19 protein-coding genes and 2 tRNA genes are annotated in these 25707 nt (G+C 42.6%); 15 read left to right on the top strand and 6 right to left on the bottom strand.

From position 1 onward, the window contains the following. Positions 1 to 3: 3 nt before the first annotated feature. Positions 4 to 552 carry a putative Fe-S cluster assembly protein SufT gene (gene sufT, locus CPC19_RS08910; RefSeq protein ID WP_015005568.1) on the bottom strand — a complete coding sequence of 183 codons (549 nt, stop codon included), beginning with the start codon at positions 550 to 552 and terminating at the stop codon, positions 4 to 6. Positions 553 to 675: 123 nt separating this feature from the next. Between sufT and CPC19_RS08905 the strand changes: the two genes are divergently transcribed. Next, positions 676 to 2010 (top strand): YihY/virulence factor BrkB family protein, encoded by a 1335-nt coding sequence (locus tag CPC19_RS08905; protein WP_016389629.1) that lies wholly within the window; start codon positions 676 to 678, stop codon positions 2008 to 2010. Positions 2011 to 2079: 69 nt separating this feature from the next. After that, complete coding sequence (locus tag CPC19_RS08900; protein WP_015005570.1) at positions 2080 to 3759, top strand: glutamine--tRNA ligase/YqeY domain fusion protein; 1680 nt, start codon at positions 2080 to 2082, stop codon at positions 3757 to 3759. 136 nt (positions 3760 to 3895) lie between these two features. On the opposite strand, the gene CPC19_RS08895 is transcribed toward CPC19_RS08900, so the two are convergent. The 3 genes from CPC19_RS08895 to CPC19_RS08885 all read right to left on the bottom strand — a co-directional run bounded on the left by CPC19_RS08895 (position 3896) and on the right by CPC19_RS08885 (position 6741). Further along, complete coding sequence (locus CPC19_RS08895; protein ID WP_016389628.1) at positions 3896 to 4561, bottom strand: OmpW family protein; 666 nt, start codon at positions 4559 to 4561, stop codon at positions 3896 to 3898. Between the two features lie 317 nt (positions 4562 to 4878). Next, positions 4879 to 5421, bottom strand: coding sequence for a 3-phenylpropionate/cinnamic acid dioxygenase subunit beta (locus tag CPC19_RS08890; RefSeq protein WP_016389626.1), 543 nt, complete (start codon positions 5419 to 5421; stop codon positions 4879 to 4881). Positions 5422 to 5433: 12 nt separating this feature from the next. After that, positions 5434 to 6741 carry an aromatic ring-hydroxylating dioxygenase subunit alpha gene (locus CPC19_RS08885; RefSeq protein ID WP_015005573.1) on the bottom strand — a complete coding sequence of 436 codons (1308 nt, stop codon included), beginning with the start codon at positions 6739 to 6741 and terminating at the stop codon, positions 5434 to 5436. A 131-nt stretch (positions 6742 to 6872) separates the two neighbouring features. Between CPC19_RS08885 and CPC19_RS08880 the strand changes: the two genes are divergently transcribed. The 8 genes from CPC19_RS08880 (at position 6873) to CPC19_RS08845 (ending at position 19112) form a co-directional block, all read left to right on the top strand. Then, positions 6873 to 7742, top strand: coding sequence for an alpha/beta fold hydrolase (locus CPC19_RS08880; RefSeq protein WP_016389625.1), 870 nt, complete (start codon positions 6873 to 6875; stop codon positions 7740 to 7742). A 157-nt stretch (positions 7743 to 7899) separates the two neighbouring features. Then, positions 7900 to 8418, top strand: a complete 519-nt coding sequence (locus CPC19_RS08875) for a zinc ribbon-containing protein (RefSeq protein WP_016389623.1) — start codon at positions 7900 to 7902, stop codon at positions 8416 to 8418. A gap of 181 nt (positions 8419 to 8599) precedes the next feature. Further along, positions 8600 to 10393, top strand: a complete 1794-nt coding sequence (locus CPC19_RS08870) for an ABC transporter transmembrane domain-containing protein (protein WP_016389622.1) — start codon at positions 8600 to 8602, stop codon at positions 10391 to 10393. A 197-nt stretch (positions 10394 to 10590) separates the two neighbouring features. Then, positions 10591 to 12327, top strand: coding sequence for a class I SAM-dependent DNA methyltransferase (locus CPC19_RS08865; protein ID WP_016389620.1), 1737 nt, complete (start codon positions 10591 to 10593; stop codon positions 12325 to 12327). Beyond that, positions 12320 to 13741: a restriction endonuclease subunit S gene (locus CPC19_RS08860; protein ID WP_016389618.1), complete on the top strand. Its 1422-nt coding sequence runs from the start codon at positions 12320 to 12322 to the stop codon at positions 13739 to 13741. The genes CPC19_RS08865 and CPC19_RS08860 overlap by 8 nt, the downstream gene beginning before the upstream one ends. After that, positions 13734 to 14867 carry a DUF4268 domain-containing protein gene (locus tag CPC19_RS08855; protein ID WP_016389616.1) on the top strand — a complete coding sequence of 378 codons (1134 nt, stop codon included), beginning with the start codon at positions 13734 to 13736 and terminating at the stop codon, positions 14865 to 14867. The genes CPC19_RS08860 and CPC19_RS08855 overlap by 8 nt, the downstream gene beginning before the upstream one ends. Before the next feature lie 18 nt (positions 14868 to 14885). After that, positions 14886 to 15842 carry an Abi family protein gene (locus CPC19_RS08850; RefSeq protein WP_016389615.1) on the top strand — a complete coding sequence of 319 codons (957 nt, stop codon included), beginning with the start codon at positions 14886 to 14888 and terminating at the stop codon, positions 15840 to 15842. A gap of 114 nt (positions 15843 to 15956) precedes the next feature. After that, complete coding sequence (locus tag CPC19_RS08845) at positions 15957 to 19112, top strand: type I restriction endonuclease subunit R (RefSeq protein WP_016389613.1); 3156 nt, start codon at positions 15957 to 15959, stop codon at positions 19110 to 19112. A 184-nt stretch (positions 19113 to 19296) separates the two neighbouring features. On the opposite strand, the gene CPC19_RS08840 is transcribed toward CPC19_RS08845, so the two are convergent. Beyond that, positions 19297 to 19372: transfer RNA gene (locus CPC19_RS08840), tRNA-Asn, on the bottom strand. A 69-nt stretch (positions 19373 to 19441) separates the two neighbouring features. Further along, positions 19442 to 20632 carry a pyridoxal phosphate-dependent aminotransferase gene (locus CPC19_RS08835; protein WP_016389612.1) on the bottom strand — a complete coding sequence of 397 codons (1191 nt, stop codon included), beginning with the start codon at positions 20630 to 20632 and terminating at the stop codon, positions 19442 to 19444. Positions 20633 to 20758: 126 nt separating this feature from the next. Between CPC19_RS08835 and uvrB the strand changes: the two genes are divergently transcribed. The 5 genes from uvrB (at position 20759) to rpmI (ending at position 25695) form a co-directional block, all read left to right on the top strand. Beyond that, entirely contained in the window at positions 20759 to 22759 is a 2001-nt protein-coding gene (gene uvrB, locus CPC19_RS08830) for an excinuclease ABC subunit UvrB (protein WP_016389611.1), read from the top strand. Positions 22760 to 22841: 82 nt separating this feature from the next. Beyond that, positions 22842 to 22918: transfer RNA gene (locus CPC19_RS08825), tRNA-Val, on the top strand. Positions 22919 to 22962: 44 nt separating this feature from the next. Next, positions 22963 to 24882 (top strand): threonine--tRNA ligase, encoded by a 1920-nt coding sequence (gene thrS, locus CPC19_RS08820; RefSeq protein WP_016389610.1) that lies wholly within the window; start codon positions 22963 to 22965, stop codon positions 24880 to 24882. Positions 24883 to 24957: 75 nt separating this feature from the next. Beyond that, the gene (infC, locus tag CPC19_RS08815; RefSeq protein WP_223253239.1) at positions 24958 to 25485 is read left to right on the top strand and encodes a translation initiation factor IF-3; all 528 of its coding nucleotides are present in this window, start codon (positions 24958 to 24960) and stop codon (positions 25483 to 25485) included. A gap of 12 nt (positions 25486 to 25497) precedes the next feature. Continuing rightward, complete coding sequence (rpmI, locus tag CPC19_RS08810) at positions 25498 to 25695, top strand: 50S ribosomal protein L35 (protein ID WP_015005584.1); 198 nt, start codon at positions 25498 to 25500, stop codon at positions 25693 to 25695. The last annotated feature ends 12 nt before the right edge of the window (positions 25696 to 25707 follow it).

Raw genomic sequence — 25707 nt, 5'->3', positions numbered from 1 at the left:
CGTCTAAAGCATCCCTAGTTGAAGTTTTGCAGCTTCAGACATCATGTTTTGATTCCAAGGCGGGTCTAAAACAACCTCTACTTCAACAGTCTCAACCCCTTCCATATGCTTAATACCCGATTCAATATCAGCTTGAATAACCGGGCCCATGCCACAACCCGGTGCGGTTAGGGTCATTGTAACGTGTACATGATTCAAGCCGTCAGTTAAGGCGCGAACGGTGCAATCATAAATTAGCCCAAGGTCAACGACATTGACCGGTATTTCAGGGTCGTAGACGGTTTTCATAAAAGCCCAACAAGCTTCACGCACTGATTCAGGGTCTGTGCCGGTTTCATAAGCATGAACAACTTCAACTTCCTTACCTAAAACATCAGCATCAATGGCTGAAATTCGAGCAATAATACCTGTTTCGCTTGATACGGTATAAGAGCCGCCCAGTGACTGCATGATGGTAACGACATCACCTTTTTTGAGCCGAACATGGATCCCCGCAGGGATAACGATGGCATTAACGTCTCTGTTTAGTTCGATGGATTCTTGTTCTGACATAAAAAAATAAAATGAAAAGTGAGATTGCGTAAATGATACCTGTGTTGTTTACGAAAAGCGAAGCCTGTAGGATATTTGAGGGAAAAAAAGAACAGACAATAACAAAGGCCTGGGAGCTAATACGTGCAAAAAAATAAATTTAACTTGCAAGATAAAGTCACCTCGTTGCTCTGGCCAGATGAAACAGGGCTGTCACCATTCCATCTACTGTTATTGAAAATATTACGTGTGGTATACGTGTCTGTCACAGATTTAATGGAAGGGCAGCTAAGCCTAAGGGCGATGAGTTTGGTTTATACCACGCTGTTATCCATTGTGCCCTTATTGGCGTTGAGCTTTTCGGTGTTAAAAGCAATGGGTGTGCATAATGAAATTGAGCCTTTCCTATTTCAATTTTTAGCACCGCTTGGTGAGCAAGGCACCCAAATTGGTGAAAATATAATTGGGTTTATCGATAATATAAAAGTCGGGGTGCTCGGCTCGGTTGGCTTAGGTTTGTTAATTTACACCGTTTTGTCGCTAGTCCAAAAAATAGAAAATGCATTCAATATGATTTGGCATGTTGAAACGACCCGTAGCATTGGAGAGCGGTTTAGTAGTTACTTGAGTGTTATTTTAATTGGCCCAGTCATGATGGTTTCTGCGATAGGGGTAACCGCTACCATCATGAGTTCCTCTATTGTGACTTATTTTGCGACCATCGAGCCTTTTGGTAGTTTGATTGTGCTAGCCACCAAATTGCTGCCTTATCTCATGGTGATGGGCGCTTTTACATTTATCTATATGTTTGTGCCCAATACGCGTGTGCGCCTATCAGCGGCATTAATCGGGGCAATCGTAGCAGGGTTTTTATGGGAATCATCAGGCCTTTTATTTGCAACATTTGTTGTTAATTCAACGAAGTACACAGCTATTTACTCCAGTTTTGCTGTGGTGATTATGCTGTTGATTTGGCTCTATATCAGTTGGTTAATTTTACTGTTTGGCTCTAACCTTGCCTTTTATGTGCAAAACCCATCGTCTCTCAGGGTCGATAGGGGCGGTTTTGAAATAAGTAATCGGGTTAAGGAACGCATTGCTCTATTGTTAATGCAATTGATTGGTGAAAAACATTATGCAGGGGAGAAGCCGCCTACAATGGCTGATTTAACCGGTGATATCTCTGCACCACATACAGTCGTTCGTTATGTTCTTAAAAAACTAATAGCGCAACATCTAGTGATAGGGACGAATGAGACACCGGTTGCTTATTTACCGGCCAAATCATTGGATGTTTTACTATTAAGCGATGTTATACAAGCGGTTCGATGTGCAGAAGAAGACCACTTCTTGGCGGCTAATGTACTAACATTAAAAAGCCAATCATTAGAGCTCGTTAATGGAATTGATAAGGCCATTAGTGCCTCTTTAGGCAATAAAACAGTGCGTGACTTGGTTGTTGATAGTAAGCAGCAGTGACTTTTTAAAGACGTTACCCGCAAGATGCTTTAAAATTCGGCGCTTAATTTAGAATTAGGTGTTCCGTCGATGAATGATAAGAAGATTGAGTCAAGCCCGAGTAATTTTATACGTACTATTATCGATGCCGATATAGCGTCGGGCAAGCATCAGCAAGTCATCACACGTTTTCCGCCCGAGCCAAATGGCTATTTGCATATTGGGCACGCAAAATCTATTTGTCTTAATTTTGGTATTTCACAAGACTACAACAATTCTGTTTGTCATTTACGGTTTGATGATACAAATCCCGGTAAAGAAAAGTCGGAGTATATTGATGCTATTAAAGAAGATGTGCAATGGCTCGGTTTCGATTGGGGAGAGAACCTTCATCATACCTCTGACTACTTTGATCAACTGTATGCCTATGCAGTTCAGCTGATAAAAAAAGGCAAGGCATATGTAGATAGCTTGTCTGCAGAAGACATTCGGCTTTACCGAGGTAATTTGACGGAACCCGGTAAAAATAGCCCATTTAGGGAGCGGTCTATTGATGAGAACATCGATTTATTAGAACGCATGAAAAATGGGGAGTTTGCTGAAGGTGAGCATTTATTACGTGCAAAAATTGATATGGCAGCACCGAATATCAATATGCGTGACCCAGCCATTTACCGCATTAAAAATATGTCACACCCTATGACGGGTAATAAGTGGCATATCTACCCAATGTACGATTTTGCTCATTGTGTATCAGATGCCATTGAAGGCATTACACACTCGCTTTGTACGCTTGAATTTGAAGATCACCGTCCTTTGTATGATTGGTTTTTAGATGAATTGCAAACGCCGGTACACCCACAACAGATTGAGTTTTCTCGTTTAAACCTCGATTACACGGTTATGAGCAAACGTAAACTGCACGAATTAGTAGAGGGCGGTTATGTTAATGGCTGGGATGACCCACGGTTACCAACGCTAAGCGGAATGCGTCGACGCGGTTATACGGCCAATGCTATACGTGATTTTTGTTCACGAATTGGGGTCACCAAAAAAGATAATATTGTTGAGATGAGCGTGTTAGAAAACTCATTACGAGAAGATTTAGATGATAACTCGCCCAGAGCATTGGCGGTTTTAGACCCCATTAAGTTAGTTATTGATAACTACCCAGAAGATCAAGAAGAAATATTACGTGGCGTCAATCATCCCAAAAAGCCGGAGCAGGGGCAGCGTGATATTCCTTTCTCCAAGGTGTTATATATTGAACGAAGCGACTACATGGAAGGTGCTCCAAAGAAATTTTTCCGCTTAACCGAAGGCCGTGAAGTGAGGCTGCGCTTTGCTTACTATGTCACGTGCACCCATGTTGTGAAAGATGCAAACGGTGAGGTAACAGAAGTTCACTGTACCTACGACCCTGAAACGCGCGGTGGAAAGTCGGAAGATGGTCGTAAGGTAAAAGGCACCATTCATTGGGTATCAGCAAAACACTCAGTTAACGCAGAAGTCAGACAATACGATCGTTTGTTTAGCATTCCTGCGCCAGCCTCAGAAAGTGATCAGGACTATAAAACGTTTATTAATAACGAGTCAGTACAGGTACTAAAAAATTGCCAGCTAGAAGCATCGTTATCCACTGCGGGATCATCAGCTTATCAATTTGAGCGTCAAGGGTATTTTTGCCAAGACAGTGTGGACTCAACACCAGAAAACCTTGTGTTTAATCGAATTGTAACGCTGAGAGATTCTTGGGCTAAAAAGAAGTAAATGGATTATTACTAAACAAGGAAACAGTGTTAATCACCAAGTCATCTGGTGAATAAATGCTTGGCTGAAAAAACAGTGTATTTAAAAAGCCCAACCGCCGATGGCGCTTGGGCTTTTTAAGGTGACAACATTTTTTTTAGAATGTCCGGCCTATACCAATACCCCAAACGATAGGGTCTATATCAATATCTACTTTGATATTGGCGCCATTTTTAATATGCGCATCCGCTTCGATATCAATGTACTTAACATCAAAGTTAACAAACCAAGTGTCATTCAGGTCAATATCAACACCTGCTTGTGCAGCAAGTCCCCATGAATCATCTATCTCAAGGTCTGCTCCGGGTGCATCTAAAGCCCCTTTTACAGTGGAGTCAAAGAAGTGAGTATAGTTAATACCGGCGCCTACATAAGGGCGGATATTTGATGTTGGTGCAAAATGATATTGCAAGGTTAGAGTAGGTGGTAATACTTTAGTATCGCCAATTTGGTTTAAGCCACCTAAAGAACCACCAGCATCAACTTTATGCTCGGTGTACGCTAAAATCAGCTCTAAACCCCAATGAGGATCGAGCATATAGGTAAAGTCTAGCTCTGGCATAATGTCTGAATTAACAGACGCACCACTGCCAGCTACCGATGCGCCATTTATACTGACACTGCTACTGTCGTCTTGAGGGTCAACACTAATAATTCGACCTCGAACAATAAGGTCACCCGTTTCATAAGATAACGAAGGTGTTGCTATAACAGTTAAACCTAAGGCCGCACATAAAACAGTCGTGTTTTTGATAAGCTTCATTCATCCATCTCCATAGTTAAGAATTGTTAAAAGCCAAAGCGGCTAATGACAAATATCTTAGTAAAGAGGCTGTGTTTTCTTCTATGATCTATATCAGAGATCGGCGAAATGCATCTCTACAGAGGGGTGAACGCTAATTAAAATGAGATGAGTCAATTTTTTTAAAAAAATGACGGCAAAAACTTAGTGCTTAAAGCTCTAATAGTTAAGGTTTATGGCCCTGATTTTTTACAGGTGGTTATCATTCATAAGGTTGCGTTGTTAAGGCATTGGCTGAAAAACCACCTGTAAAAATTTAACAGGCTATTGGGTTGTTTTTATAAGAAAACGTTAAGGTTTTTGCTTAATAACGAGGTGAAGTCAGGTGTTATTTTGCGTTTAGCAACCTTAAAAGAACCATCGGCTTCGCGTAAGACATCATCCCGTTTGGCAAGTAACCAATACTCTTCACGCTCTAATCTGCTTCTGTAAACTAATGTATTAGATCGCACCTTGATTTCACCTGCGGCGTCGCCTAGCTCCACTTCAACATTAGAAACAATATGTCGATAGCGTGTGCGCGGGTCTTCTGCCCAAGCGGCGCCACTATGAAGCCTTGCCACACGTAATTGTAAACTGGGCAAGGTTTCATTGTAATGGTTCATATTGTTGGTTGAATCGGGTTTTTCATCCTTGCGAAACACGCTTTCTCTTGCGGGCATCCAGTACTGTAAGTCTTCCGCTAGCATCGAAAACCAAGTTTCATAGTCTTCATCGTCTAATGCGCGTGCTTCTTGATTATAAAATTGGTTTACTTTATACCAAAGTAACATTTGATCAGTATCAGTCATTTTAGTTTGTGTGTTTGTTGTTGTAGTCATCTGAATTACCCCTTAACGGAACTTAGGAATATCGTCCCAAGAATCGGCGCTTAAATAGTCCATCCAGCGTTGATAAAACGCTAATTGATTAACATCGCTGTACATTGGTTTACTGATGTTGCCAGGTAATTCGGGGTCATCTCGGCGACTGGTTCCTGATCTTAATCCATAGTGCAGGCTTTGTTTTCGGGTTACAACGCCTTCATTGGCTTGAGTAGCATTTTCCCAGTTTTCACCATCGTCCATTTCAAAAATACCACTGGGTGAAAAGGTCATTACACAGGCGTTTTGAACAATTTCCCTGATATGGTCAGGCATGCTTTTGTTAACCATCGTCCAAGCACGTAATTCAAATTGTCTTGGGCCCTTTGGTAACCAAGTTCTCATGGTGTTAATGCCGGGTAAAAATGAAAAATTGGGGAAAACCGTTGCCGATATAACCGAGCCATATAATTTACGAGCACGAAGCTCACCAAGGCGTTTAGCCATGTTTTTACGCTCATTCTCAAAGTATTCGACCAACGTTGGGTCACCACTGGATATAAGTGCTAAAGTGCCCACACCATCGGTGCCGCCTTCCCAGCCATGGCCATTTGCGTTGGCATGAAAAGATTCAGGGTCGACTGGCATGTACTCAGGTACTTCGCCACCTTTACTAACCGCTCTTGTGCCTGAGGCATGTGTCCAACCAACATGAAGTGAGTCGCCAACAAAGTTTTCGGCACCGAACTTCCAGTTAGCGTTGTACATATTCTTGATGCAACCACCAATAAACTCGGTTCCTTCTTCGGTTTGGTCAAGAATAACATCTAAATACCAGCGAAAATCGCCCAAAAAGTCTTCTAGTCTGGGTGCTTCATCATCAAAACAAGCAAATACCAACCCTTTGTAGGTTTCAACACGTGCATTTTGTAAACCGTGTTCAGCTTTATTAATATACCCTTCGTAATGCGTTTCTTCATGCATCCCCAATAGGGCGCCATCGGTGCCAAAAGCCCATCCATGATAATTACAAGTAAACTGCCTAGCTTGCCCGCGGTCTGCAAAGCAAATACGGTTGCCACGATGAGTGCATGAATTGGTAAACACATGGATATTGCCATCTTTGTGGCGAGAAACAATCACGTTATCTTGTCCCATATAAGTAGTAACAAAATCACCTGTGTTTTTTACCTGACTTTCATGAGCGACAAATAACCATGATTTAGCAAATAGTTTTTCGAGCTCCAGCTGGTAAATCCAATCTTCCCAAAAAATACGTCGGTCGATGCGACCATTTTGTAGATCAACCATCGACTTAAGTTCTTCAATCCGGCTCATTTGTCTTATTCTCCAGTGTGTTGTATTTAAATTTAAACCAAACTATCATTAGTTTTAACTTTATAAGAATATCTTAATATTGGGTGTTCAACAACAAATCAGCAAACACAATTTAAAATAAGGAGAACACAATGAGCAGTATTTGGACAGATCTTATGGGTGTGGAGTACAGCCAGAAATATTACGATGTTAAGGGTATTAAAACCCGTGTTATAGAGGCAGGTAGTGGCCCGGTTTTAATTTTTTTACATGGAACCGGCGGGCATGCTGAGGCCTACGTTAGAAATATTGAAGAACACGCCAAGCACTTTCATGTTTATGCCTACGACATGATTGGTCACGGCTATACAGATAGCCCCGACTGTGAATACGATATGGATGATTTTGTTGAACATTTGGTTAACTTTATAGACACAATAAGGGCGGATAAAGTGTATTTGTCTGGTGAGTCGTTAGGGGCAATGGTGGCATCGTGGACAGCTATAAAACACCCTGAAAGAGTTATTAAACTAGTACAAAATACGGGCATCCTAATGGCACCGAACGGTGAAGGGAAAGCCGAATTGGCCGATGCGCTGGAACGTTCAAAAAAAGCAGCGGGTCAATTAACTAAAGAGATCGTGCGAGCTAGAATGAGCTGGTTGATGGCTGAGCCTGAAAAAACATTAACTGACGAGATTATAGATGTTCGTTATCAAATCTATGATCAGCCCGGTATGTTGCCGGTGATGGGGAAAATTGCCAATAGTATTTTAGGGGGTGTTATTAATGATCAATGGTGCGATAAATGGGTTAACCCTGAATCCATGCGCAACATTCAATGCCCTACATTGGTTTTATGGACACGACACAACCCAGGTCAGCCTGTTGAGTTAGCGCAAGAAGGCATGAAGAAAATTCCTAATGCACGGATGATTATTTTGGAACAAAGCGCGCATTGGCCGCAATGGGAAGAACCAGAAGAGTTCAATAAACTGCATTTAGAATTCTTGCTCGAATAATCCAACTTTATCGCTCTGTGTTAATAGAGGTGGGGTTAAAGTAATAATCGCAAAAAATTGCGATAAATCATTTCGTTTGTTTCTTTGTGTGTTATTTTTTAGTTAAGCGAGTCGCCTTTCTATAGGCGACTTTTTGAAAACTAAACCGGAGAATGAAATGAAAAACCAACAAAGCAGTGATTTTATTGATGTACTCGGTGCAGTTTACGAAAGGCTATTTGAACAGGTTGTCGAGGGCTTTCATAAAGCGGAAAAAGCCTCTGCACCGGTGCTTCATCAACTAATAGATGATGCAAAAGAAGAAGCCGTTAAGCTCGAAAAGGTTACTAGGGATGAAGGCGAAAAGTTAGCTCAATGGTTAAAGCAAGATATTCATGAAGCGGCTCATTACCTTACAGAAACAGGGCAAGAGTTAGAAGACTGGCTTGGTTTTGAAAGCAATATCTTGCAAAGTGTAGCCTTAGAAAAGCTACTTAAAACGGCAGATAAGGCAACGGTACAAATGTTGGCGCTAAAAATGGAATTGGCCCGGCGCATGACTCCACACACGGGTGAAGTAACAGGGGCAGGTACGCTGGTGTGTGATAAATGCGGCGAGAAACTACATTTCCATAAAGCCGGCAAAATCCCTCCTTGTCCAAAATGCCACGCCACAGAGTTTCACCGTGGGCATTAAATAATTCCTGTCTGGCTTAAAGAGGCTTATTGCTCATAACCAGCAAGGTAAGATAGCACCATTTTCATACCTTAATGGGGCGGTTGATTAGTGGTAAGCCTTAACAAGGCCGGTGGTCACTAACTGGGTATTTGTTATGCCTTAAACCCCCAAATAATTTTAAGAGAGAAAGTTTCAGCTAATGGCGCAAGCAAATAATTCCGATCAACCAAACAGCGCCAAACCAAAACGCGTTATCTCATTAAAAGATTTATGGCCTTTTTTAAGGCCTTATCGCTTACAGCTGGCTATTGCTTTTGTCTTGTTAAGCTTGGCGTCTGCCACCTTATTGTTAGTACCCTTAGCCTTTCGTGATTTAATTGATGTAGGCTTTGGTAATAACGATGCTACAACCCCCGCTATTAATATTAATACCAAGTTTGGTGTACTGTTTGGCTTGGCTGCTTTTTGGGCGCTGATGGTAGCTTCGCGCTTTTATGTGGTTTCATGGATAGGTGAGCGAGTAACGGTAGACTTACGTAGCGGGGTGTATGCCCGTGTACTAAGGCAATCGCCACAGTTTTTTGAAACGCTACAAACCGGCGAAGTACTGTCTCGTTTAACTGGCGATACAACGCTTATTCAAACGGTTGTCGGTAGTTCGGCATCCATGGGCCTACGCAGCTTGTTTCAGTTTACGGGCGGTATGATCATGCTAGCGGTCACCAGCTTTTACTTGTTTTCGATCAATATTGGATTAATGATCTGTTTGATTTTTCCCATTATCTTAATTGGTCGCTCAGTCAAAAAGCTGTCACGTGAGTCGCAAGATCGTATTGCCGACAGCTCCGCCATGGCGGGTGAAATTTTAAACGCCATGCCCACGGTGCAATCGAATACACAAGAAACGCGAGAAATTGATCGTTTTACGCAGAGCGCACAGTTGAGCTTTTTAGCCGCAATGCGCAGAACAAAGGTAAGAGCCTTATTAACAGCGGTGATTATTACAGCCGTGATGGGTACGATAATTTTTGTATTGTGGCTAGGTGCGCGCCAAGTGAGTGAGGGCATAATGACCGGTGGCGAACTGGCCTCATTCGTTTTATATGCCGCCATGGTAGCTGGTAGCGTTAGCACCATAGCGCAAGTATGGGGTGATATTATGCGCGCAGCAGGCGCCACCGAGCGATTACTTGAATTGCTGCATGCAGAAACAGCCATTACCGATACGCCAACCCCAGTTCCATTAGCCAGTGTATCCCAGGCCGATATTCAATTTACTGACGTCACATTTTACTACCCATCACGTCCTGCTAACCCCGCTTTAAACAACGTGAGCTTGCATATTAACGCAGGGGAAACCCTTGCCTTAGTAGGGCCATCCGGAGCCGGTAAAACCACCATTTTTCAACTATTGTTAAGATTTTACGAAACGAAAAGTGGCAGCATTGCCATCAATGGCCAAGCGATTAATGAGATTAGTTTAGATGACTTACGGCGCTTAATAGCCATTGTCCCGCAAGATCCGGTCATCTTTTCTGCCAATGTATTAGAAAACATTCGTTACGGGCAGCCCAATGCCACCGATGAAGCAGTAATCGCCGCAGCCAATGCCGCCCAAGTTGCGCCATTTATTCCGCAACTACCCGATGGTTACAACACCTTCCTAGGTGAACGCGGTACACGTTTATCGGGTGGGCAACGGCAGCGCATTGCCATCGCCCGCGCGATACTAAAAAATGCACCTATTTTATTATTAGACGAAGCCACCAGCGCATTGGATGCAGAATCTGAAATACTCGTACAAGAAGGGCTTAATGCCGCCATGCAAAACAGAACCACCCTGATTATTGCCCACCGCTTAGCCACGGTACAAAAGGCCGATAAAATTGTCGTTATGGAAAATGGCGAAGTAGTAGAAACAGGCGATGCGACAGAATTACGCAAAAAAGGTGGTCTGTACGCAAGGCTTGCTGAATTGCAGTTTGACAGTTAATTGTAAGGGGTAATTTACTAATTAAGTTGGTTGTTGTTGAGTAAGGTATTTTTTGGCAATAATGATAAGCAAGGAGCCTAATATTGAGTGCCGCACTTGATGTACGTTGCTTGATAAGCTGTAAAAAAATGCTCTACGATTATGCTTTCTACATGCTTAAATATTGCCCGTAATCTAAAACACAACGGAATAAATAAATGACCAATACGGAAGAGCAACAATTCCTAAACGAGCTAGAAAAAAAGCTATGGACCAGTGCCAATAAACTCCTACCATCGCTCGATGCCAGTCAGTACAAGCACGTTATGTTGGGTTTGGTATTCCTTAAATACGTATCCGATTCATTCGCCATACGTTCGGCGGAACTCACGCAGCAATTTAAAACGCCTGAGCATGAGTATTACCTAGACCCTGCCGATTTCGGTGGTGAAAACAGCGAAGACTACCAAGCAGAAATAACGCTAGAACTCGAACAGCGCGACTACTACACAGAAGCCAACGTTTTTTGGGTGCCGCAACAAGCCCGTTGGGACTTTCTACAAAACCAAAACAAAGTCGTTATCACCGGTGAAATTGAAGTAGGCGAAGGCAACGCCAAAAAGAAAATACGTTCCATCGGCCAGCTTATTGACAATGCCCTAGAAAGCATCGAGCACGACAACCCAAAACTCAAAGGCGTGCTAAATAAACGCTACACCCAACTGCAAATAGACCAAGCCAAACTGGGTGAGTTAATTGATCTAGTCGCCACCATTCCCTTTAGCCACAACACCCTCAGCAGCAAAGATATACTGGGCCATGTGTACGAATACTTCCTAGGCCAATTTGCACTGGCAGAAGGCAAAAAAGGCGGGCAGTTCTACACCCCCAAATCCATCGTAAGCCTCATCGTACAAATGCTAGAACCCTTCAAAGGCCGTGTGTACGACCCAGCCATGGGCTCCGGTGGCTTTTTTGTGCAATCAGAAAGCTTCATCCGCGAACATCAAGGCCGTATTGGCGATGTATCCATCTACGGGCAAGAATATAACCACACCACCTGGCAACTGGCCGCCATGAACATGGTTATCCGCGGTATCGACTTTAACTTTGGCAAAGAACCCGCCAGCAGCTACACCAACGACCAACACCCAGACCTGCGTGCCGACTTTGTCATGGCAAATCCGCCCTTCAACATGAAGGAATGGAACACCGGCGTAGACGATAACGACCCACGCTGGCAATACGGCACCCCACCCAGCGGCAACGCCAACTTTGCTTGGTTACAACACATGCTCTATCACCTAGCACCCAATGGCAGCATGGGGCTATTACTCGCCAACGGCTCCATGAGCTCCAACACCAAAGGCGAGGGCGATATACGCAAAGCGCTAATAGAAAACGATCTGGTGGAATGCATGGTCGCCTTACCCGGCCAACTGTTCACCAACACCCAAATACCCGCCTGCATCTGGTTTTTAACTAAAAATAAAAAAGCGCGTCAAACACCAATGGAAGACTATTTGCGCGATAGAAGCGGAGAAGTGCTTTTTATTGATGCGCGTAATCTGGGCTATATGAAAGACCGTGTACTGCGTGATTTCACCCAAGAAGACCTAGATTTAGTCACCAAAACCTACCATGGTTGGCGCATGAACTATGGCGAATGCGAGGGTGAAGATGGCATAAACGCAACAGTAGACCCCAATCCAAACTCTTTATACCAAGATATTCCCGGTTTCTGTAAATCCGCAACGCTCGATGACCTTAAAAAACACGATTACGTTCTAACCCCCGGCCGCTATGTTGGTGCCGCTGCCGAAGAAGACGATGGCGAACCCTTTGCCGACAAAATGACGCGTTTAACCGCCACCTTGAAAACACAATTTGAAGAATCCAGTCGCTTAGAAGCTGAGATTAAAAAGAACTTGGCGGGGTTGGGATTTGATGTCTAAAATCATTTTCAATCGAGAATATGAGTTATCTGAATTAGTTTCATTTGTAGGTGAAAAAATAGAGGCTGAACAGGTTACGACTAATACATATATCTCCACAGATAATATGCTCGTGGATCGGGGTGGTGTAGAACCAGCCTCAAAATTACCATCTGTGAATAGGTTTAACCATTTTAAGATTGGGGATACTTTGTTTTCAAATATTAGAACTTATTTTAGAAAGGTTTGGTTAGCAGATTTTGAAGGAGGCGCATCGGCTGACGTTCTTATCTTTAGAACAGATGATGATAAAGTGTTAGATCCATATTATTTATATTTCCTCTTAAGTAATGAAGATTTCGTAAACTATACGGTTTTAACGGCTAAGGGGGCAAAGATGCCTCGTGGTGATAAAGCCGCTATTATGCAGTACAAGTTTCTCTTACCAGGGATAGATAAGCAGAGAGAAATTGGACTGAAATTGCTGGATATAAATAAAAAAATCCAACTCAACCGCCAAACCAACCAAACCCTCGAACACATCGCCCAAGCCATTTTTAAAAGCTGGTTTGTGGACTTTGAACCCACCCGCGCCAAAATTATCATTAAACAAAAAGGTGGTAATGAATTAGCGCAAGAATTAGCCGCTCAAGCGGTTATTTGTGGCGCTATTACCCTACATAAACTGGCTGAATTAGAAGAAGGGCTATGTGGAATAGAAAAAGAGCTTCACCCGCTTATCACAAAACGCTTTCCCAACGAAGGCGGTGTGGACTTATGGCAACCCCAACAACTCGCCGCTATTGCCGCGTTATTCCCTAATTCACTGGTTGATTCAGAGCTGGGTGAGGTGCCGGAGGGGTGGGTTACTAGGTCATTTGGTGATGTATCCCAATGTTTTGACTCAAAGCGAATTCCACTATCGAAGAAAAAACGCGAAGAGAAAAAGCCAGGGAATATTCCTTACTATGGTGCAACTTCGATTATGGATTATGTGAATGAGTGGGTTTTTGATGATATATATTTACTTCTTGGTGAAGATGGTTCCGTTATAAAAGAGGACGGTACTCCTTTTGTTCAATATATCTGGGGTAAAGCATGGGTGAATAACCATGCACATGTGTTGCAAGGAAGGAATGGTGTTTCTACTGAACAACTAATGACCTTTATTCAAAATAAAAATATAGCAGCTTATATAACTGGAGCAGTTCAGCTAAAGCTAAATCAAGGGAACATGAATAGCATTCCTTTTTTAGATGCTGGTGAAGAAATTAATGGTGCATTCTATGAGTTAATATCGCCACTTTATGAAAAAAACAGAAAAACAATTGAGAGTAATAAGGTGCTAGAAGAACTAAGAGATGCTTTGCTACCAAAACTCCTATCCGGTGAACTGACCACTACCACCACCACTAAAAAGGCCAAGCATGTATAAAATTAATACGGCTGATAATCGATTGTCTCGGCTTGAGGTGAAAAGTTTTTCTTCATTGGGCTTTACCGAGCGCCATCATTTGCAGGAGTGGTTGGCCAATGAGCCTGATGCCTTGGGTGAAGAGCTGCTGATTATTCAAAAAGAGTTTGATGGGTTTGATGACACGCGTGAACGCTTGGATTTATTGGCGCTGGATAAAGACGGCATGTTGGTTATTATTGAAAACAAGCTAGACGATACAGGACGCGATGTGGTGTGGCAGGCGTTAAAGTATGCCTCGTATTGTTCTAATTTGAGCAAGCCTCAGCTGATTAGTATTTATCAGCAATACCTTGATAAGTATTGTGGTGGCGGCAATGCTAAAGAGTTGATTTGCGATTTTTTAAATTCACCGGATATTGATGAGGTGGTTTTAAACAGTGGGCACCAGCAACGCTTGATGTTTGTGGCGGCTAATTTTCGTAAAGAGGTAACGAATACGGCGTTGTGGTTGTTGAGCAATGGTATTCAACTGCAATGTTTTAAGGTAACGCCGTTTGCGATGGGGGAGGCGCTGTTTTTGAATGTAGACCAAATTATTCCTACGCCAGAAGTGAAGGAGTTAATGATTGGTATAACGGCCAAAGAAGCCGATGAGAAAAACACTAAAACAGAACTTAAAAATCGCCATACGGTTCGATTGGCATTTTGGGAGCAAGCATTAGAAGCGATAAGAACCAGTGACTGTGATTTGTTTAAAAATGTTAATCGCTCAAAAGACCATTGGTTAAGCGCAGGCTCGGGTGTTAGTTCATGTCCTTTCTCGTTGATATTTGGTGTTAAAGAAGCACGCGTAGAGTTAAATATATCCCGCTCGGTAACGGCTGAAAATAAATTTATTTTTGATGCGTTGCTAGAAAAAAAGCAGAGTATCGAATCTGCTTTTGGTGATGAACTAGAATGGTTAAGGCTAGATGCTAAAAAGTCATCACGCATTCAGTTTAGTAAAGAGTTTGATGGCTATAACCAAGATAACTGGGGCGATATTATCGAATGGATGGTTGAGTACATGTTGCGGCTTGAGAAGGCGTTAAAAGCACCGTTAGCTGAGGTTAACCAACGGTTAAGGCAGATGCATAGCGAGTAAGGGAATAGATAGAGCAGCATGAAGAAAAATAAGAAATGGATTTCATTTAAAGACCAGTTAGACGTGTTAAAAAGCCGTGGTCTTGTTGTTGATAACGAGCCAGCAGCGCTGGACTATCTTGAGCGTATTGGCTATTACCGTTTAAGCGGGTATTGGTACTCATTCAGAGCGCTTAAACTCGGGTTAGATGATGCTGTTGAAGCAAGTGAGCGAAGGCAAGATGCATTTCAGCAAGGCAGCCACTTTAAGCACGCGGTTGACCTGTATGTGTTTGATAAAAAGTTGCGATTATTGGCGTTAGATGCCCTTGAGCGAATTGAATTGGCCGTTCGAGTGGATATTGCTTATTTACTGGGCAAACAAGATGCGTATGCTCACGAGAACCCAGATATGTTTCATGGGAATTTTACAAAAATAAAAAGAAATGGCGAGCAGCCTGCTCATCAGGATTGGTTAGAAAAATACCATTCACACGTTCATCGTGCCCGTCGTGAACCATTTGTGAAACATTATCTGGATAAGTATGGAAAGCTACCGATTTGGGTTGCGATTGAGATATGGGATTTTGGTTTATTATCTAAGGTTTTTGCTGGTTTGAAGCATGAACATAGAGAAATTATTGCCTCTAAATATGGGGCTAAAAATGGTAAGGCATTCGCCAGTTGGTTGAGAGGGTTGAACTTTATTCGTAATGTTTCGGCGCATCATAGCCGCTTATGGAATATCAACGTTTTAGAACGCTCGGCAGAGATAGAAGATGATGCGTTTTGGAAGCAGTTAAACAATGCTCGTCCTTACTTTTACTTTTGTTTAATGAAAAGATTGCTAGATGTTATTTGTCCTAACTCGCATTGGTCATCGCGGTTCTGTACTTTGCTTGATGAGTTCCCAGTAATTGAGTCTGGGGCTGTGAGCCTGGTTGACTTTGGCTTAATAGAAAAGCAAGGTGAGTGGGCGTTATGGGAGCAGACATGAGAACCGACGCGTACACAGAAGTGAAGAGGCGCCGGGCATATTGTTTTGAAATATAGCACTTTGCTTTACTTTGTCAATAAAAACTGTTTGATGACTATTTAGAGGCGCTTGAAAATGATTACGGAAGACCAACTAGAACTAGCTTGCCTTGAGTGGTTTAAATCCATTGGGTACGACTATGTGTGCGGTTACGACATAGCGCCAGATGGTGTTGCGCCAGAACGCACGGATTACCGTCAAATTATTTTATTTGGCCGACTGATTAAACAATTGCAGCTGATTAACCCGCATATTCCTGTTGCGACAATTGAGCTTGTTGCCCAACAAATTGCCAAACCTGAAACGCCCATTCTGATTAAAAACAATAAAGTATTTCACCAGTTTTTATTGGAAGGGGTAAAGGTTGATTTTAAAGACGGTGAGAAATCTAAAACCGATTATGTGCAATTAGTCGATTTTAGCAACGTTAGTAATAATCAGTTTTTAGTGGTCAGCCAGTACACGATTACTGGCAGTAAAGGTAATCGCCGACCTGATGTTATTGTGTTTATTAACGGCTTGCCATTGGCGGTTTTGGAGCTGAAAAACCCAGCCGATGATAAAGCCGATATTTGGTCGGCCTATCAACAATTGCAAACCTATAAAGATGAAATAACGGATTTATTTATCTTTAATGAAGCCTTAGTGGTAAGCGATGGTTTAAATGCCCGTGTTGGTTCGTTAACGGCTAATAAAGAGCGTTTTATGCCGTGGCGTACGCTAACAAATGAAGACGATAAGCCGTTGTTTGAATATCAGCTTGAAACGATGGTGAAGGGCTTTTTTAGGCCCGATTTATTGTTGGATTATATTCGTTATTTTGTGTTGTTTGAGCAAGATGGCGACACAACGATTAAAAAGATTGCGGGCTACCATCAATTCCACGCGGTAAGAGAGGCCGTTAAAGCAACGGTGATTGCCTCGCAACAACAAGGGATTGCCGAACCGCGTGCAAACTATGCAAATACGGTAGAGGCAGGCTCTGGTAAAGCCGGTGTGGTGTGGCACACGCAAGGGTCGGGTAAGTCAATCTCTATGGTGTGTTATGCCGGTAAATTATTGGCGCAGCCTGAAATGAATAACCCAACATTGGTGGTAGTCACAGACCGTAATGATTTAGATGGTCAGCTATTTAATACCTTTGGTATGGCGAGTGATGTGCTTAAACAAACGCCCATTCAAGCGAGTGACCGTGATGATTTACGCGATATTTTGGCATCGAGCCAGTCGGGTGGCATTATCTTTACTACAGTACAAAAGTTTGCCTTATTAGGCGATGAGTCTAAACACCCGATATTAAGCGAGCGGCATAATATTGTGGTGGTGAGTGATGAGGCGCACCGTAGCCATTATGGTGATAAAGCTAAATTGGTAACGTACACCGATAAAGCAGGTGTTGAGAAGTCTAAATACACCTTTGGTTATTCCAAACATTTACGTGATGCGCTACCAAAAGCCTCATTCATCGGATTTACCGGAACACCCATTTCAGCTGAAGACAAAGATACCCGTGCAGTGTTTGGCGATTATGTGTCTATTTATGATATTCAAGATGCGGTGGATGATGGCGCAACCGTGCCGATTTATTATGAGTCACGTTTGGCAAAGCTAGACATTAAGCAAGCTGAATTAGACCTGCTGAATGACGAAGTAGAAGAGGTGATTGAGGACGAAGAGGACTTAGCCTCACGTGAAAGCACCAAATCCAAATGGGCAGCACTGGAAAAATTGGTGGGCAGTGAGCCGCGAATGAAGCAAGTGGGTAAAGATTTGGTAACTCACTTTGAAAAGCGTATTGAAACCATGCCAGGCAAAGCGATGATTGTGTGCATGAGCCGTGAAATTTGTGTGGATATGTACAATGCCATTGTGGCCATTAACCCGCAGTGGCACGATGTAGACCCTGCAAAAGGCGCTATTAAAGTGGTGATGACCGGTTCCGCATCGGACAAAGAAAAGCTGCAAGCGCATATTCATAATAAAGAGACTAAAAAGCTGTTCGAGAAACGTTTTAAAGACGTTAACGACCCTCTACAAATGGTGATTGTGCGTGATATGTGGCTAACAGGCTTTGATGCGCCTAATTGCCATACCATGTATGTTGATAAACCCATGAAAGGCCATAACTTGATGCAAGCCATTGCACGGGTTAACCGCGTGTTTAAAGATAAGCCCGGCGGCTTGGTGGTTGATTATATCGGTATTGCCAATGAGTTAAAGCATGCCTTAAAAACCTATACCGATTCGAAAGGCAAAGGAACGCCGACCCTAGACACACGTGAAGCCTTCGCCATTTTGCTGGAGAAATTGGATATTGCGCGTGGGCTACTGCATGGGTTTGATTACAGCGGCTATGAAACCAATGCCTTATTGCTATTGCCCGGTGCGATGAACCATATTCTTGGCTTAGATGACGGCAAGAAGCGCTTTTTAGATGTGATGGCGGCAATCGGGAAGGCCTTTGTCTTATCTGGCACAATGGATGAAGCCGAAGCGCTGAAAAAAGAAATTGCATTCTTAGCCGCTATTAAAGGCGCCATTACGAAATACACGAGCGTTGATAAAAAGCTAACAGATGAGCAAAAGAACTCAGCGTTAAAACAAATTATTGATAATGCAATTTTGGCCGATGGTGTTTCGGATGTGTTTGATTTAGTGGGTTTGGATAAGCCCAACATTGGTTTGCTCTCCCCCGAGTTTTTAGACGATGTTAAAAACCTACCGCAGAAGAACCTTGCTGTGGAATTGCTTGAAAAACTACTGCGCGATGAAGTAAAGGCGCGAATGAAAACCGACGTCGTGTCTGAGAAGAAATATTCCGACCGTATTCTGGAAACCCTGCGTAAGTATCATAACCGAGCGATAGAAACCGCCCAGGTAATAGAAGAGCTGATTAACATGGCGAAGGAAATGGCTGATGATGCCGAAGAGGCTAACAAGCTAGGGTTGAATTTTGATGAAATCGCCTTCTACCGTGCCCTTATTCAAAACGAATCAGCCGTTAAGGAACTGGGCGACAATAACCTTAAAGAATTAGCTAAATACGTGACCGAACAATTACGTAAAAGCACCACAGTTGATTGGCAAGTACGTGACAGTGTTCGTGCAAAATTGCGCAATTTGGTGCGTAGGGCGTTAAGGCGCTGGAAATACCCGCCTGACAAGGCTGATGAAGCGATTGATTTGTGCTTAAAGCAAGCGGAAGCATTGAGTGAGAGCTGGAGTGCTTAATTATAAAGATTGGCTATGAACCAGTTAATCCGTGGGTGATATACATTACCTTTATAGGAAATCTAAACCTGTTAAAGCTTGGGTAGGGTTATAGTTGTTATTTTTAGATGGGCTTGGAAGCCGGTTTTTGGGTGGTCATCCAATAAAAAAAGCCCTAGCGTTTTCACGCTAAGGCTTTGATATATGGCTCCTCCGACTGGACTCGAACCAGTGACCCAATGATTAACAGTCATTTGCTCTACCAACTGAGCTACAGAGGAATTGTTCAGGTCGCGTATCTTACGAAACGCGGCTGTTTTGGTCAATAGCTAATAAGCTTTAAAACTCATTTAATTGTCGTTTAGTAACTTTGCTATTCGATCCATGGCGTTTACTAGGTTATCCATGCTGGTTGCAATGGATATACGCATGTGACCATTAAGCCCAAAAGCTGAACCGGGAACAAGCGCGACGCCTGCCTTTTCAAGAATATATTCAGCTAAGTCTACATCGTTGTCGATGCTGTCCATGCGATTCAGTATGGCGTTGAAATCAGGGAAGCAGTAAAACGTTCCGTCAGATGGAATGCAGCTGACGCCATTTATTTGGTTCAGTTGTTCTACAACATAATCGTGGCGTTCTTTAAAGGCGACGAGCATTTCACCGATGCAAGATTGGTCTCCTTCTAGTGCGGCTTGCGCAGCGTATTGTGAAATAGATGTTGGGTTTGATGTGCTTTGCGACTGAATCTTCTTCATCGCTTTCATCAGCTCGCTAGGGCCTGCTGCGTAACCAATGCGCCAACCAGTCATGGAGTAGGCTTTTGATACACCATTAAGCACAATAGTTTGGTCGTATAGTGCTGGGCACGCCATAACGATGTTGCTGAAAGGCTCGTCAGCCCAAAGGATGTGTTCGTACATATCGTCGGTCGCAATGAGGATATGTGGGTGTTTGACCAACACATCGCCCAGTGCTGCTAATTCGTCATTGGTATAGGCTTTACCACTTGGGTTTGATGGGCTGTTGATCACAACGAGTTTGGTTTTTTCGGTGATGGCAGCCTCAAGCTGTTCAGGGGTAATTTTAAAAGCTTGATCTTGGCCTGCTTGAACGATGACCGGTACGCCACCTGCCAATAAACTCATATCAGGGTACGACACCCAATACGGTGCAGGAATAATAACTTCATCGCCATCGTCTAATAAGGCTTGAGCTAAGTTGAAAAAACTTTGCTTGCCGCCGCATGAGACAAGAATTTGGTCGGCTTGATAATCAAGGCCATTGTCGCGTTTTAATTTATTGATAATGGCATCTTTAAGTTCAACCGTGCCATCAACGGCTGTGTATTTGGTTTTACCTGCATTAATAGCGTCTCTCGCCGCTTGTTTGATGTGCTCTGGCGTATCAAAGTCAGGCTCGCCTGCACCTAGGCCGATGATGTCTTGTCCGGCTGCGCGTAAGGAAGCCGCTCTTGCTGTTACAGCAAGTGTTGGAGAAGGTTTTATGCGTTGTACGCGTTGTGACAGTTTAATGCTCATTTGTTATAGCCTCTATGAATAAAATTCAGCTTAAATGGGGTGTTGACAGCTTTTTTAGAATAAAATTAAGTATTTGGTCCCCTAAAGACAGTATTCTACTAGATGCTGCGTTCCCAGATAATCCCTATGAATAAAAAATTCGAAATTCACTCATCTTTTAAACCAGCAGGCGATCAACCAAAGGCGATTAAAGCGCTGGTTGAGGGAGTTAATCATGGCGAAGCGAATCAAACCTTATTAGGGGTAACAGGCTCAGGTAAAACTTTTACGATGGTGCATACCATCGCAGAGCTACAACGGCCTGCTTTGGTGTTGGTGCATAATAAAACGCTGGCCGCGCAGTTGTATGGCGAGCTTAAAGAGTTTTTACCCGATAATGCGGTTGAATATTTTGTGTCGTATTACGATTACTATCAGCCAGAAGCCTATATGCCGGCATCAGATACCTTTATAGATAAAGATGCATCATTAAATGAGCACATTCAGCAAATGCGCTTGTCTGCGACTAAAGCACTGATGGAACGCAAGGATGCGGTGATTGTTGCGAGTGTTTCTTGTATATATGGCTTAGGTGATCCGGAACTATATTTTAGTATGATTTTGCATTTATCTCGTGGTGAGCGGGTGAGTCAGCGCGAGATTATTCGTCAGTTAACAGACATGCAATACAAGCGTAATGATGTTGAATTGCTTCGTGCAACGTATCGAGTAAGAGGGGATGTGATTGATATATTTCCTGCCGAGTCAGACCAAGATGCGCTACGTGTGGAATTGTTTGATGATGAAATTGAGCGTTTGTCGTTGTTTGATCCATTAACCGGTGAAATTATCCAACGGATACCGCGTTACACAATTTTCCCTATTTCTCATTATGTAACCCCGCGCGAAACCATTTTAGAAGCGATAGAGAAAATAAAATCTGAATTGGCAATTCGCTTAGAACAGTTACGTTCGTTAAATAAACTGGTTGAGGCGCAACGGTTAGAAGAACGTACAAAGTTTGATTTGGAAATGATGCGTGAAATTGGCTATTGCTCAGGGATTGAAAATTACTCACGTTATCTATCCGGTAGAAAGCCTAATGAGGCGCCGCCCACGTTATTTGATTATTTGCCAGATAATGCCTTGCTCTTTATTGATGAGTCACATGTGACGGTGCCGCAAGTAGGGGCGATGTATAAAGGTGATCGTTCAAGAAAAGAAACGTTGGTTGAATATGGCTTCCGTTTGCCATCTGCGTTAGATAATCGGCCGATGCGCTTTGAAGAGTTTGAAGCGAAAGCGCCTCAAACGATTTATATTTCAGCGACACCTGCTAAGTATGAAATCGAGCGCTCGGGGGCGGTGGTGGAGCAAGTTGTTAGGCCAACAGGCTTACTTGACCCGATTATTGAAGTAAGGCCGGCCACAACACAAGTGGATGATCTGTTGTCAGAAATTAAAAAACGAGTGGCAGTTGAAGAGCGTGTGTTGGTTACAACGCTAACAAAACGAATGTCTGAAGATTTAACCGATTACTTAATGGAGCACGGGGTAAAGGTTCGCTATCTGCATTCTGATATTGAAACGGTTGAACGGGTAGAAATTATTCGTGATCTTCGTTTGGGTATATTTGATGTGTTAATTGGTATTAACTTATTACGTGAAGGCTTGGATATTCCAGAAGTGTCCTTAGTGGCTATTTTAGATGCAGACAAAGAGGGGTTTTTACGATCTGAGGTGTCTATGATTCAAACAATAGGGCGTGCGGCAAGGAATGTAAAAGGAAAAAGTATTTTATATGCCGATAAAATAACAGGGTCAATGCAACGGGCGATGGATGAGACCAGTCGCCGTAGGGAAACTCAGCAGGCGTTCAATGAAAAGCACGGAATTAGCCCAACCGGAATCATTAAAAAGGTCACCGATATCATGGAAGGGACGGCCCGATCTCAGCGAAGTACAATGAAAAAAGCAGCTGATGAAGCGGCAAAATATCAAGCCTTATCACCAGCTCAAATGGCTAAAAAAATAAAAGAATTAGAAGCGAAAATGTATCAACATTCACGAGATTTAGAGTTTGAAGAAGCCGCTAAAGTACGGGATGAGGTGAATGAGTTACAAAATCAGATGGTTTTGAATAGCTAGCATTGGCAAATTAAATAAACTGATAGCTTCACTAACGAGGCAACATTCAGTACAATGCGCGGTCTTAAGAAAATTGGCTTGCAGGCGCGTAGCTCAGTTGGTTAGAGCGCATCCTTGACATGGATGAGGTCGGTGGTTCGAATCCACTCGTGCCTACCAATTTTTAACACCAAATTCAAACATCAAAACACAAAGGTTCTAACGTGCCAGTTATTACATTACCGGATGGAAGTCAGCGCGAATTTTCACAAGCAGTTAGCGTGCTGGACGTGGCCGCTGATATTGGCGCAGGCTTGGCAAAAGCAACCTTAGCAGGGAAGGTGAATGATGTATTAGTTGATGGTTCTTATTTAATAGAGCAAGACTCAACGCTAGCGATTGTGACCGCAAGAGATGAAGACGGTCTTGAGGTTATTCGCCATTCAACCGCACATTTATTAGCACAAGCAGTTAAGCAGCTGTTCCCATCGGCTCAAGTCACCATAGGCCCGGTTATTGATAATGGTTTTTTCTATGATTTTGCATTTGAGCGTTCGTTTACGCCAGATGACCTTGAAAAAATTGAAAAGAAAATGTCTGAACTGGCAGAGCAATCTATACCGGTTGAGCGTTTTGAGCTGTCTCGTGATGATGCGGTAACGTTTTTTAGAGACAAAAACGAGGAATACAAAGCACAAATTATTGAAAGCATTCCACAAGATGAAGTGTTGTCACTTTATAAACAAGGTGATTTCACTGATTTATGTAGAGGGCCGCATGTACCAAATACAGGTAGTTTAAAAGCGTTTAAACTAACTAAACTGGCTGGTGCATATTGGCGTGGTGACTCTAATAATGAAATGCTTCAGCGTGTATATGGCACAGCTTGGGGCGATAAAAAGGCGCTGAAAAAGTACCTGCATAGAATAGAAGAAGCTGAAAAGCGTGATCATCGTAAGATTTCTAAATCACTGGATTTGTTTCATATTCAAGAAGAAGCACCAGGGATGATTTTTTGGCACGATGCAGGCTTAAGTGTTTATAGAACAATTGAGCAATATATTCGTTCTAAACTACAAGATAATAATTATGTAGAGGTACGTACACCGCAATTAGTGGATAAGTCATTGTGGGAAAAATCAGGTCACTGGGAAAAATTCCGTGATGATATGTTTACCGTAGACTCGGATAACCACGAGTATGCTGTTAAACCAATGAATTGCCCATGTCATGTGCAAATATATAATCAAGGCTTAAAAAGCTACCGTGACTTGCCCTTAAGAATGGCCGAGTTTGGTTCGTGTCATCGTAATGAGCCATCAGGTACCTTACATGGGCTGATGCGTTTGCGTAACTTTATTCAAGATGATGCGCATATCTTCTGTACAGAAGATCAGGTTCAATCAGAGGTGTCTGATTTTATTGACCTGTTGTTTGAAGTGTATGCAGATTTTGGTTTTACCGACATTCTTATCAAGCTGTCTACACGACCTGAAAAAAGAGTAGGCTCTGATGAGGTTTGGGATAAGTCTGAAAAAGCTTTGGAAGAGGCCTTAAATGCAAAAGGCTTAGACTGGGAATTGCAACCGGGTGAGGGTGCCTTCTATGGGCCTAAAATTGAGTTCTCACTGAAAGACTGCTTAGATCGTGTTTGGCAATGTGGCACCATCCAAGTGGATTTTTCAATGCCGGGTCGTTTAGATGCGCAATTTATTGCAGAGGATGGTTCAAGACAATCACCGGTTATGTTGCACAGAGCGATTTTGGGTTCTTTGGAACGTTTTATTGGCATTTTAATAGAAGAATATGCGGGTAAATTTCCTGTGTGGTTGGCACCGACCCAAGTCGTTTTAATGTCAATTACGGATAAAAATGACGAATATGCGACCTCAATTGCAAAAATCCTTCAAAAACAAGGCATCAGAGTCAAATTAGACTTGAGAAATGAGAAGATCGGCTTTAAAATTCGCGAGCATACTTTAAAACGCATTCCGTATCTCATCGTTATCGGTGACAAAGAAGTAGAAAATAACGAGTTGGCAGTGCGTTCGTTAAGTGGAAAAAACCTGGGTCATTTCAATCCTGAGGACTTTATTTCGTTAGTAACCAAAAATGTTACTGAACGAAATGCATTAGAGTCTTAAGTTTTTGCACAAAGTGCATTAGCGTACGTTGCTAATATTATAAATGACTTAATTTAGCGTTAAAAATTTTCGGAGATTGTTAAGATCGCAACAAAAAGAGTAAGAGTAAACGAAGAGATTACAATACCAAGTGTAAGACTCATCGATCATGAGGGTGAGAAAGTAGGTGTTGTTACACTAGAACAAGCGATGAGCTTGGCTGCTGAAGTCGATTTAGATTTGGTTGAAGTTTCTCCAACAGCTAAACCACCTGTCTGTAAAATAATGGACTATGGTAAGTTTAAATTCGAGGCTAGCAAGAAATTGCAGGCATCGAAAAAGAAACAAAAAAATGTTCAGGTTAAAGAGATTAAGTTTAGACCTGGAACCGATATTGGTGATTACAACGTAAAATTACGTAATCTGCGTTCATTTTTAGAGAACGGTGATAAAACCAAAATCACAGTAAGATTTCGCGGTAGAGAAATGGCCCATAGAGAGTTAGGTATGGAGTTGTTAAATCGCGTAGAAAAAGATTTAGAAGAATTAGCCTTGGTCGAACAGCGGCCAAAGTTTGAAGGCCGCCAAATGGTAATGGTTATGGCGCCGAAAAAAATTAATTAACGGAGTATTGTAATGCCAAAGATGAAGTCAAATAGCGGAGCATCCAAACGTTTTAAGAAAACGGGTACGGGCGCTTTTAAATGTAAGCAAGCTCACTTGCGTCACATTTTGACCAAAAAAACCACTAAACGTAAACGTCAACTACGTAAAGCATCATTGATTCACGCTTCAGATATGAAAAGCGTGACTCGTATGTTGCCGTATAGTTAATTTTAAGATTTT

It is taken from the genome of Cycloclasticus sp. PY97N (assembly GCF_002443175.1).
Lineage (GTDB): Bacteria > Pseudomonadota > Gammaproteobacteria > Methylococcales > Cycloclasticaceae > Cycloclasticus > Cycloclasticus pugetii.
Note: the sequence above shows the minus strand (reverse complement) of the source record. Positions and strands in the feature narration are given on the sequence as shown.

What these genes read in the sequence shown, in the direction of transcription:
- CPC19_RS08835 (WP_016389612.1), bottom strand. Translation starts at nt 20,632, where the DNA reads ATGAGCATTAAACTGTCACAACGCGTACAACGCATAAAACCTTCTCCA.
- CPC19_RS08900 (WP_015005570.1), top strand. Translation starts at nt 2,080, where the DNA reads ATGAATGATAAGAAGATTGAGTCAAGCCCGAGTAATTTTATACGTACT.
- sufT (WP_015005568.1), bottom strand. Translation starts at nt 552, where the DNA reads ATGTCAGAACAAGAATCCATCGAACTAAACAGAGACGTTAATGCCATC.
- CPC19_RS08890 (WP_016389626.1), bottom strand. Translation starts at nt 5,421, where the DNA reads ATGACTACAACAACAAACACACAAACTAAAATGACTGATACTGATCAA.
- CPC19_RS08870 (WP_016389622.1), top strand. Translation starts at nt 8,600, where the DNA reads ATGGCGCAAGCAAATAATTCCGATCAACCAAACAGCGCCAAACCAAAA.
- uvrB (WP_016389611.1), top strand. Translation starts at nt 20,759, where the DNA reads ATGAATAAAAAATTCGAAATTCACTCATCTTTTAAACCAGCAGGCGAT.
- CPC19_RS08880 (WP_016389625.1), top strand. Translation starts at nt 6,873, where the DNA reads ATGAGCAGTATTTGGACAGATCTTATGGGTGTGGAGTACAGCCAGAAA.
- CPC19_RS08875 (WP_016389623.1), top strand. Translation starts at nt 7,900, where the DNA reads ATGAAAAACCAACAAAGCAGTGATTTTATTGATGTACTCGGTGCAGTT.
- rpmI (WP_015005584.1), top strand. Translation starts at nt 25,498, where the DNA reads ATGCCAAAGATGAAGTCAAATAGCGGAGCATCCAAACGTTTTAAGAAA.
- CPC19_RS08865 (WP_016389620.1), top strand. Translation starts at nt 10,591, where the DNA reads ATGACCAATACGGAAGAGCAACAATTCCTAAACGAGCTAGAAAAAAAG.
- CPC19_RS08895 (WP_016389628.1), bottom strand. Translation starts at nt 4,561, where the DNA reads ATGAAGCTTATCAAAAACACGACTGTTTTATGTGCGGCCTTAGGTTTA.
- CPC19_RS08855 (WP_016389616.1), top strand. Translation starts at nt 13,734, where the DNA reads ATGTATAAAATTAATACGGCTGATAATCGATTGTCTCGGCTTGAGGTG.
- CPC19_RS08845 (WP_016389613.1), top strand. Translation starts at nt 15,957, where the DNA reads ATGATTACGGAAGACCAACTAGAACTAGCTTGCCTTGAGTGGTTTAAA.
- CPC19_RS08885 (WP_015005573.1), bottom strand. Translation starts at nt 6,741, where the DNA reads ATGAGCCGGATTGAAGAACTTAAGTCGATGGTTGATCTACAAAATGGT.
- CPC19_RS08850 (WP_016389615.1), top strand. Translation starts at nt 14,886, where the DNA reads ATGAAGAAAAATAAGAAATGGATTTCATTTAAAGACCAGTTAGACGTG.
- CPC19_RS08860 (WP_016389618.1), top strand. Translation starts at nt 12,320, where the DNA reads ATGTCTAAAATCATTTTCAATCGAGAATATGAGTTATCTGAATTAGTT.